The following is an 8,450-nucleotide window of genomic DNA, read 5'->3' as shown; positions in this document are numbered from 1 at the left end:
CATTGCGAATGGCCTTGGCTCTGATGGACGGTACCGGATCATGCACACCGAGGTAGCTTTGCTGGACCTTCTTCCACCACGGCAAGGTGCGGCGTTGCGTATGATGCTTGCCGCTTGTTTGGAACTTGAGCCAATTTTGCGTGCAATAGGCCCAGACATTTTCAAGGCTCTTGAACGCATCCTCAATGCAATCGAGTCCGAGTGCCTTCAGCGCTTCGCGCCTGAGTTGGAATTCAACCCGAATGACCTTTTTGCCCTCCGGCACTTCTTCCAATTGCCAGATGTCGTACATCCACGTTTTCTTGGATTGAGACTGGATTTCCAGAGCCTTGTCATACAAGCGGGCACTGAGCTTGCCTTTACCAATGCTCATCCCTGAGAATTTGCGGTGCTGCATGTAGGTTGAATACTGCGTGGCTCTGGTGAAAGCCTTTTCGACAAGCGAAGGCTTCCACATGGCTTCAGGCATAAGGAGGTCCATGCAAAGATCCATGCGGCTTGGCTTGGTCTTCAACACTTTGGCCTCACACGCTTCAAGCCCGCGCAGTATGCTTGTTACCGAATCAACCAGCCCACGATGCCAAAGGGTTTCGGATCGGACTTCCACCATGGCGCTCGGCCGTTGCTTTGGGTCGATCCAATCGCCGATCCGTATGGCATATTCACGGCTTGTGAGTATCCAGCTATAGCCATTAGTGCCATGCGGCAGAACGGAAAAGGGAATATTTCTCTCTTGCTCGGGATCATAGATGAAGACAGGGCTGGGCTTTTGATCCTTTGCAGCACACGCTTTTGCTTCTTCCAGAATCTTGAACGTCTTTTCATCCTTCCACTGGATATCCAGAGCCAGATTCAGGGAATCCACGCCGCCCGTAAGCACTTGCACACCCTTTTGGGGCCTCGTTTTCACCTTTGGAGGGGGGCTGATAGTCATTCGCCCCCCTTTAGAGGGCTGCCTCTGACGATTTCCGTTGGTTTGAGATTTGTTTTGCATGTGATTTGATTAGGAAATCAAACACGAAAGCACCCGGACACATCGAAAGAAAAAAATGTCCGGGTGCTCGGTTGGGCCGGGTGGTATACTAGCTGATTTTGCTCGCCCTCGTTGGGGCAGAAGAGCATGAGCGTCCGAAGAATCAAGGCTGCCCTGCGGCTCGCTCCCTGCGGTCGCTCGGCCTTGATTCCACGGCCTTGCTCATGCTGCGTGGATGTCAGGCGACGGCGAGAGGGATGGCAACTTTTCAGCTCTGGCTCAAGGGATGGCTGGGGGAAGGCAGGGCTAAGGGAGGTCTTTCAAGGGTTTGGGGCGCTTTCGAATCGCCCTGTAGAGGGCATCATCCGTCATTTCGGCTAGATCGAGGTCATGTGGGCCTAGCCCTTCCTCTTGCGCCAAAGAGTCGAAGATTCCTCTTATCTCAGGAATGTTTATAGGGTAGCCCATGCGTACGGCCATGGAATCGACAAACTGAGCCCAAGTGATCTTGCACTGTTTCGGGGTGAGTTTCGGTAAATCAGTCTGAAAAGCCTTGCCGATCTGCTCCAACTTGGGTCGGTCAATAGCCAAGGACCATTCGAGAACCCATTGCGCTATCCGGGGTTCAGCAACAACAGACTTATCGACCACAATAAGACGACAGATCGTGTCCAAATCCCCGTGTCGAGCCTTTCGGAGAAGGTTGGGAGGATAGTCACCATACAGGGCAATGCAAGGAACCCAGACGAGAGCCATGAACGCCAGTTCAATGGAAAACTGTCCTTCGGCGGTTAGCTCTGGTTCAACCCTTTTTGCCGATTGGTCATGGAAATCCTGCATACGGAAGCCATCCGGTAAGGAGGCGCTGCCGTACGGCTTTTTGAATGGGCCAAGGTCAGTCAGACCGAAGGACCGGAATATTCCGTCAGTCAAACGACGATGGTTTCGGTAAAAAGAAAGCCAAGTGGCTAAGTCGGCTTGAGCAAGAGGCTTTTGCTGGCGTTCTGCCTCACGTCTGAAATCATGGATGCCGTAGGAGGTGCGCCATGAGGCGGCTAGGTGGCGGAGGACTTGGAACTGTATGCGGGAGCCAGTCATTTGGTTTAAGTAGAACAGCGAAGACTTGGATGCAAATGAAAGGGAATGATTGCAAGGTATAGAAATCGGGAATCCTTGATGACTTTCGTGTAACAACCTCGGAAGCATGTTCGCCGAAAAGGCGCATCCAGGGCAGCACGGTTATTTTAACTCAGCGGAAAATCATCTTTTCTTCTTGAACATCAAAAGCCTCCTTAGGCTTGTTTACGTCAACCTTGACAAGTGGTTCAGTTTTCCGAGGCCACTTTTTAGTCCAATGCGACCCCCCCCCCCCCCCCCCTTTGCTGGAGGACCAGTAAAATTTGACTTTTGCGGGAATAGTTTAAAGCCTCCCCTGGTGAGCTGCTCAGAGTGAGCACAGGAGAGGCTTTAAATGAAGTGCAATTCAAGCCTATGTCACACGCGGTGGGACTGCAAGTATCATATGGTTTGGATACCGAAATGCAGCCGCAAGATTCTGTTTGGAAAATACGGACGTACTTGGGAGAGGTCTTCCACAAACTGGCAAGACAGCGAGATAGTGATATTGTGGAAAGGCATTTATGCAAGGATCATGTGCATATCTACATTGCCATTCCGCCGAATTATTCTGTGCCGCAAATCATTGGCTTCATGAAAGGCAAGAGCGCGATTCATATAGCTCGGGAAGTTGAAGGCCGAGCAAGAGGTTATGCTGGTCAGAGCTTTTGAGCACGAGGATATTTTGTTTCTACCGTTGGCAGAGATGAGAAAGTGATTCGCAAGTACATTCGTAAACAAGAGCAGGAAGACAAGCGAATCGAGCAATTAAAATTCCGCTTTTAGGCGGTGCTTAAAGCCGCTTTGAGCGGCTCACAAACTCAAGCCCCCGGCTTTGCTGGGGGTGTTATGACTTCCACATCGATATTTGACATTGCTAAGACCTAAGAGGCCTCATAGATTATTGTTTTATGATGACCTTGTAATACATTAAATTAATATGGGTTGATCTGAATCCCTGAGACAAGTCGATATGTTTGGAGTGCGTATTCATCTGTCATACCTGAGATAAAATCAATAATCATCCGTATCCTATTAACCCGCTCTGCAACGACTTTATGCCCATTGGTAAGCTTACTCTTATCCGACAGGTCTAGTTCTTTATAATAGACTCCCATATGTTTCCTCGGAAGCCTACTTATTAAGCTCTGTTCTCCTGTAATTTTTCTACCAACCTCATCCTCTCCGTTCCCCTTAACCGCAAAATCAAAACGCTCACGATCACATACCATCAATGGCTTGTATGCGTTAAACAAACCAGAAAGGACAGCATGAGCAGTTAACTCTCTATCTCTTACAATTTGAGATTTATATAATTTCTGCTCTGCAAAATTTTTAACAGCCTCCAATAAATTCTTAGCACTGCCATTAGACAGTAGTGAATTTCCATCTGATAGGTTTTCATTCTCATGGAGCTTCCTAAATCCTCGAGCGGCATGCTTAACTAAAAATCTGATGAAACTAGATCGAAAATCTTCCATTGCTGAGAACCTAATATTTCGAAAAGCTGGACTTTCAGAGTTCAATATATGATCCAATGCATCCTTCATTGCGGCAATTTCCACGTCATCATCTTTCATTTCTTGCATATGTAGTTGCATGTGTACTGCAAACTCTACGGAGCTTGTCAGACCCTTCTCAATCCCATCTTCGATATCACTCAGGCAATAAGCAATGTCATCAGCAGCTTCCATTAAATAAACTAATGGATGACGTTGTCCTTCTTCTAACCTCAAAGTAGAACGGACCCACCCTGCAATTATAGACTCTGTTCGATAGTACCCAGCCTTATATTTCTCATCGCCAATACTGTCAGTTGTCCACGGATACTTTATAATAGCCGCCAAGGTTGTTGCTGTGAGATTCATCCCAGACAGATCGCCAGTTTCTTTAGCTTGAAGTTTTGTAACAGTTCTAAATCCCTGAGGATTACCATCAAAATGACGGAAGTCATCATAAAAATTATTCCACGTTTTTAACGCCCCACCTCCGATAGCTCGCGGCACTAAATCTGGACCATGAACATGAAACCAGTCTGAAATAGCACTTTCTCCGAAGTGGCCAAATGGCGGATTCCCAATATCATGTAGTAAACAGGCAGTTTCAACGACTGAAAGTATCGCTCGTTCTTTTCCAGTAATTCCAAACTGCTTTTTCTCTTGAGCTGTAAACGATTTGATTGCTTGTTGAGCCACAAATCTACCCACAGAAGACACTTCGATGGAGTGTGTTAAGCGTGATCTTACAGCCGCATTTCGCTCTAATGAAAAAACCTGCGCTTTGTTTTGCAGGCGTCTAAAAGCTGGAGAAAAAAGAACCCTACCTCTATCTGCATCCACTTCTTCTTCAATATTACGACCTGAGACTCTCGTTGTTCTATATCTTTCGACATTAAATAAATTATTGTAATCAAGCATTGATACCCCCGTTCTGGCAATCATTTTCATTTGTGATAGTTTTTCTATTAATTAGCTCTACTAACTCATTTAAAAAGGCCTGCTGCCCTCCCCCATAACGATTTTCATGAGGCCCCCAATCAACTCGCTCACATTTAGGTAGGACTGTATTTCTAAGCTCCGAAACTTCGTCACAAGACAAACGCAAAAAACTATTTTGTCTGAGAATTTTAACCAATCTTATTGCAAGTATAGTCACTTCAGATTCTGAAATTGAGCGCCACCTATTCCAATTGATACCAGGATATAAAATAGGAGTACGATCTAAAACCTTATATGGGTCAAGAACTGATTTACTGCCAAAGTGAATAGCCAACGAATTTATATTTAAATCAAAGTGCAAAAGAACATCTGTAACATTAAGAAAACTTGTATCCCATTCAACGGGCTTATTAATATCAAACTGAAAACTATGCCATTTATACCTACGATGCTTACGTCTATTTAATTCGAAACTAACTTTATGATCTTCTAAAAAATCAAAAACGCGATCGTCATTATTGTCAACCATAATATCGACGTCACCATCAAAATCTCCACCTAACAAAGTACGGCGTAAAGATCCTCCAAATACATAGAAATCACCGTTTGAAGCTTCACTAATTAGCGACAAGAAATTGTGAACAATATGATTTGAACAAAGGTTTTCATAAAACAATTTTAGAAATGATTCACTAGGCGTTTTGACTGAGGTGTATTTCATTTTAGTCCACTCTTTTCTCATCTGTGTAGTGTGTTTTCTTTGAGGCAAGTATACTGAAGAATATTCCACTACCAGTTGAAGACTTACCAAAGCCTTTACGATGGTCCTAGAGAGAATCAAGCAACTCCCCACGATTGCATAGGATTGAAGGGTTAATATTTATTTTACAGATCTATTTACCACAAAAAATATTGGTTTATATAACTCTTCCAAGTCATTCAAAGGGATCAATCCAATTTTCTTTTGGAGACATTTTGCAATGCCAAAGCATTTCATCAGCATAGTCGCTACTAATTCCCCTCATCACCTTCCGGTCAAGTAGAAATATTTAATGTCTATTTTATCGTTGTGCTTGATTAAGGGAATATTCCAAATCAAATGTGTCACCAAAAGCGTCAGAAGTAGAGGAAGCTTTGGGTTAATCTAAAATTAGCCCTAAATCTTGTACCTGTTAAAGCAAGAGCCTGCCTCCTCTCAAACTCAACAGTTAATGCTAAATTCTCCAGTTTTTGGTCATCTTTCCAATACAATTTGCCATTGAGTTTTAAATTTAACGAAATCATGTAGTCATTTACAAATGCGATACGTTTTCTCGTGCTGATGATTGTTCCATCTACTAAGCCCTGTAAGTTTTGGACGTACACTTAGATGTCTGGAAGGCTTGGCATCAACACCTTACCCCTTACTATTTCGCTCATTTTTAATAGTTTTCACATCGTCAATCATTAAATTACTTATTTATCATCTTGTTTTGAAATAAAATTAGGAGCATCTTTTTCTTTTTTGAAGTGGGGTACATCGCGAACACAACCACATCAGCAATCCCATAAAGGTAAAACGTAGGAAGGGTGATGAATTTAAGCCATTTCACTTTCCCAGGGTAAATAGAGTCAAGGTCATCAAAGAATCTTTCCGCATCCTTGATTAAGGCGGTATGGCTTCCCCTCGTCAAACTTATTTTTTAACGAATCTATAATAATCTTATTTTTAAAATTTGGCAAGAAAACTAAAAGATTGCTGTTTTTCGTTGAAAGGAAGCTATGAAACTCTTCAAGAAATCTCTTTCTCCATCTCCGAGGGCTTATAAAATGATGAGTAATGTTAGATGCTTTAGGGATAATTCCTTTAAACAATGGAATCGTTTCAGAAAACAGAACATTGGAGTTTTCGTTTGTAGCCACAAGAGCATTACTGGTATCGAAGTGGAATTAGAACTATTATGACCGTTCAGTGAATGTGGCCTGACAAAGCCAAAACTGAGACAGACACAATCAAGAAAGTGATAATGTCAGGCATTATGTATAGCAGGACTACATCTTTCTGATCAGATACGGCATAGTTAACACCGTGAACATGTTTTACAATCAGCACAACCAACACATAGAAAGACATTGGCGTTTGAACGACATTCAGAATTTTCACTCTATCAGGAACAGTTCTCATAGATAGTTATGTAATAATACACACGGCAAAGCCGGGGCTAGAGTTTGTGAGCCGCTCAAAGCGTCTTTAAGCATCGCCTAAAGGCGGAATTTCAATTGCTTGATTCGCTTGTCTTCCTGCTTTTGATTACGGCTGTACTCTCGAATCACTTTTTCATCTCTGCTTACGGTCTAAACAATATACCCTCGTGCCCAAAAGCTTTGACCAGCATAGCCTCTTGCCCGCCCTTTGAGTTCCCGAGCTATGTGGGTAGCGCTTTTGCCTTTCATAAAGCCAATGACTTGCACATCCGAATATTTAGGCGGGATGACGATGTACATTTGCACATGATCCTTGCATAAATGCTCTTCAGGGATTTTGCTCTGCCGCTGTTTTGCCAGTTTATGGAAGAATACACCCAAATACCCCCTAATTTTACTAAATAAATCTTGCGACGGAATTTGAGTATCCAAATGATGTGATATTTGTAGTCCCACAGCGTGTGGCATAGGCTTGAATTGCACTTAATTTAAAGTCTCTCCTGTGCTCACTTTGAGCAGCTCACTAGGGGAGGTTTTAAAAAAATCTGCATAAGTCAAACTTTATTGGTCCCCCAGCAAAGCTAAGACTTATTGGACTAAAAAATTCTCAATTCCACAATGCATTTTCGCTAAATAAATACCACTCAACCGATAACATTTCAATCGAGACGATAAAGGTGGGGTTGACCTGCTCCTGCGAAATAGGTCCACCGGGAATGTGAGTCTTTGGCGAAATCGATTATCATATAGTAGGAGGTTTTTGTCCTGAAAAAATCAAGGTACATTGAGGAACAAATCGCCTTTGATCTGCGTCAGACCTGGCATAGGACTCCCGTGAAGGAAGTGATCCGTAAAATTGAGATCAGCGAGCAGACCTTCTATCGCAGGAAAAGAAGTATGGGGGTCTTGATGACTTGCTGGATATGGCAACAGCTCTCGAAGCGAAAGAGCACGAGAAATAGAGTTCATCTGTCACGCTGGAACGGCACCATTTTAGTGGGCCCACAGGTGGGCCCTTTAAACCCACCGAGCCGCACCAAGGCTTCGTAAGCCTCAATAATATTCAATAAAATCGACGGTGATTAGCTAGGTCACGTGCCTGTCACGCCGGAGGCCGAGGGTTCGAGTCCCTTCGGCTCCGCCACAGAAATCAAAGGGTTACACGAAAGTGTGACCCTTTTTTTGTGCCGTTTTCGCGTTTCGTGGCTCGTCTTCGTGACTTCAGATGGTACACAGCTTTTTCGGCACAATTTCCAACATGTCCGCTGTAAGCGGACATGTAAGTCGAGGAAATAGGCCATTTAACTTGAGAAAGTCGAAGTGGCCATTCCTATGGTTGGCATGAGTGGTGCTACGTGCGCGAGTCTGCTCTTTGTTTTGCACTTGAGTGAGGCGAGATTTGGCTGCCTTGTAGTATGCTTCTGACAACTCCACTCCAACAAAGTGGACCCACTTCTTTCGTCAAGTAAACAGAAAGCCCCGGTGACACTGGTCATCGGGGCTTTTTGCGTCTTCTGGATTGCCCTAGGGTTTTCTTGGACACCGAATTGGGCGTAACAAACGTCCAGGAGGTGACCGACAATGGGAAAGAATTCGAAGGCCGGTTCCGGCTCTCCGGCGGAGGGAGGCCGTAGGCCGAACGGAGCCGGAGAGCCGGAACCGGCGCGCAAGAAGAAACGTTTCTGGGCCCAGCACAAGGTCGAAGCCGTGCTTCGCCTGCTTCGGGGAGAAGACCTTGA

Annotated in this window: 4 protein-coding genes and 3 pseudogenes; 2 read left to right on the top strand and 5 right to left on the bottom strand. The window is 44.5% G+C overall.

What is annotated here, in order from left to right:
• A partial coding sequence (locus B149_RS0115825; protein ID WP_018126144.1) for a hypothetical protein occupies positions 1-934 on the bottom strand: 934 nt, incomplete at its 3' end.
• Between the two features lie 345 nt (positions 935-1,279).
• Positions 1,280-2,179 carry a hypothetical protein gene (locus B149_RS18750; RefSeq protein ID WP_169332933.1) on the bottom strand — a complete coding sequence of 300 codons (900 nt, stop codon included), beginning with the start codon at positions 2,177-2,179 and terminating at the stop codon, positions 1,280-1,282.
• Between the two features lie 265 nt (positions 2,180-2,444).
• Between B149_RS18750 and tnpA (B149_RS17590) the strand changes: the two are divergent.
• Positions 2,445-2,875, top strand: a pseudogene (gene tnpA / locus B149_RS17590) (IS200/IS605 family transposase).
• 149 nt (positions 2,876-3,024) lie between these two features.
• Here tnpA (B149_RS17590) and dgt read toward each other — a convergent pair.
• From dgt to tnpA (B149_RS17585), 3 genes and pseudogenes are all read right to left on the bottom strand, one after another.
• A complete protein-coding gene (gene dgt / locus B149_RS18450; protein WP_026167675.1) occupies positions 3,025-4,506 on the bottom strand; it encodes a dGTPase in 1,482 nt (493 codons plus the stop codon).
• On the bottom strand, positions 4,499-5,248 hold the full coding sequence (locus B149_RS18620; RefSeq protein ID WP_156816862.1) for a nucleotidyltransferase family protein: 750 nt from the start codon (positions 5,246-5,248) through the stop codon (positions 4,499-4,501). The genes dgt and B149_RS18620 overlap by 8 nt, the downstream gene beginning before the upstream one ends.
• A gap of 1,520 nt (positions 5,249-6,768) precedes the next feature.
• Positions 6,769-7,199: pseudogene (gene tnpA, locus B149_RS17585) on the bottom strand (IS200/IS605 family transposase).
• 277 nt (positions 7,200-7,476) lie between these two features.
• Between tnpA (B149_RS17585) and B149_RS18900 the strand changes: the two are divergent.
• Positions 7,477-7,626: pseudogene (locus B149_RS18900) on the top strand (IS3 family transposase); the annotation flags it as partial.
• Positions 7,627-8,450: the final 824 nt, after the last annotated feature.

It is taken from the genome of Desulfovibrio oxyclinae DSM 11498, from assembly GCF_000375485.1.
Taxonomy (GTDB): domain Bacteria; phylum Desulfobacterota; class Desulfovibrionia; order Desulfovibrionales; family Desulfovibrionaceae; genus Pseudodesulfovibrio; species Pseudodesulfovibrio oxyclinae.
This window is presented reverse-complemented; position numbering and strand designations above follow the sequence as displayed.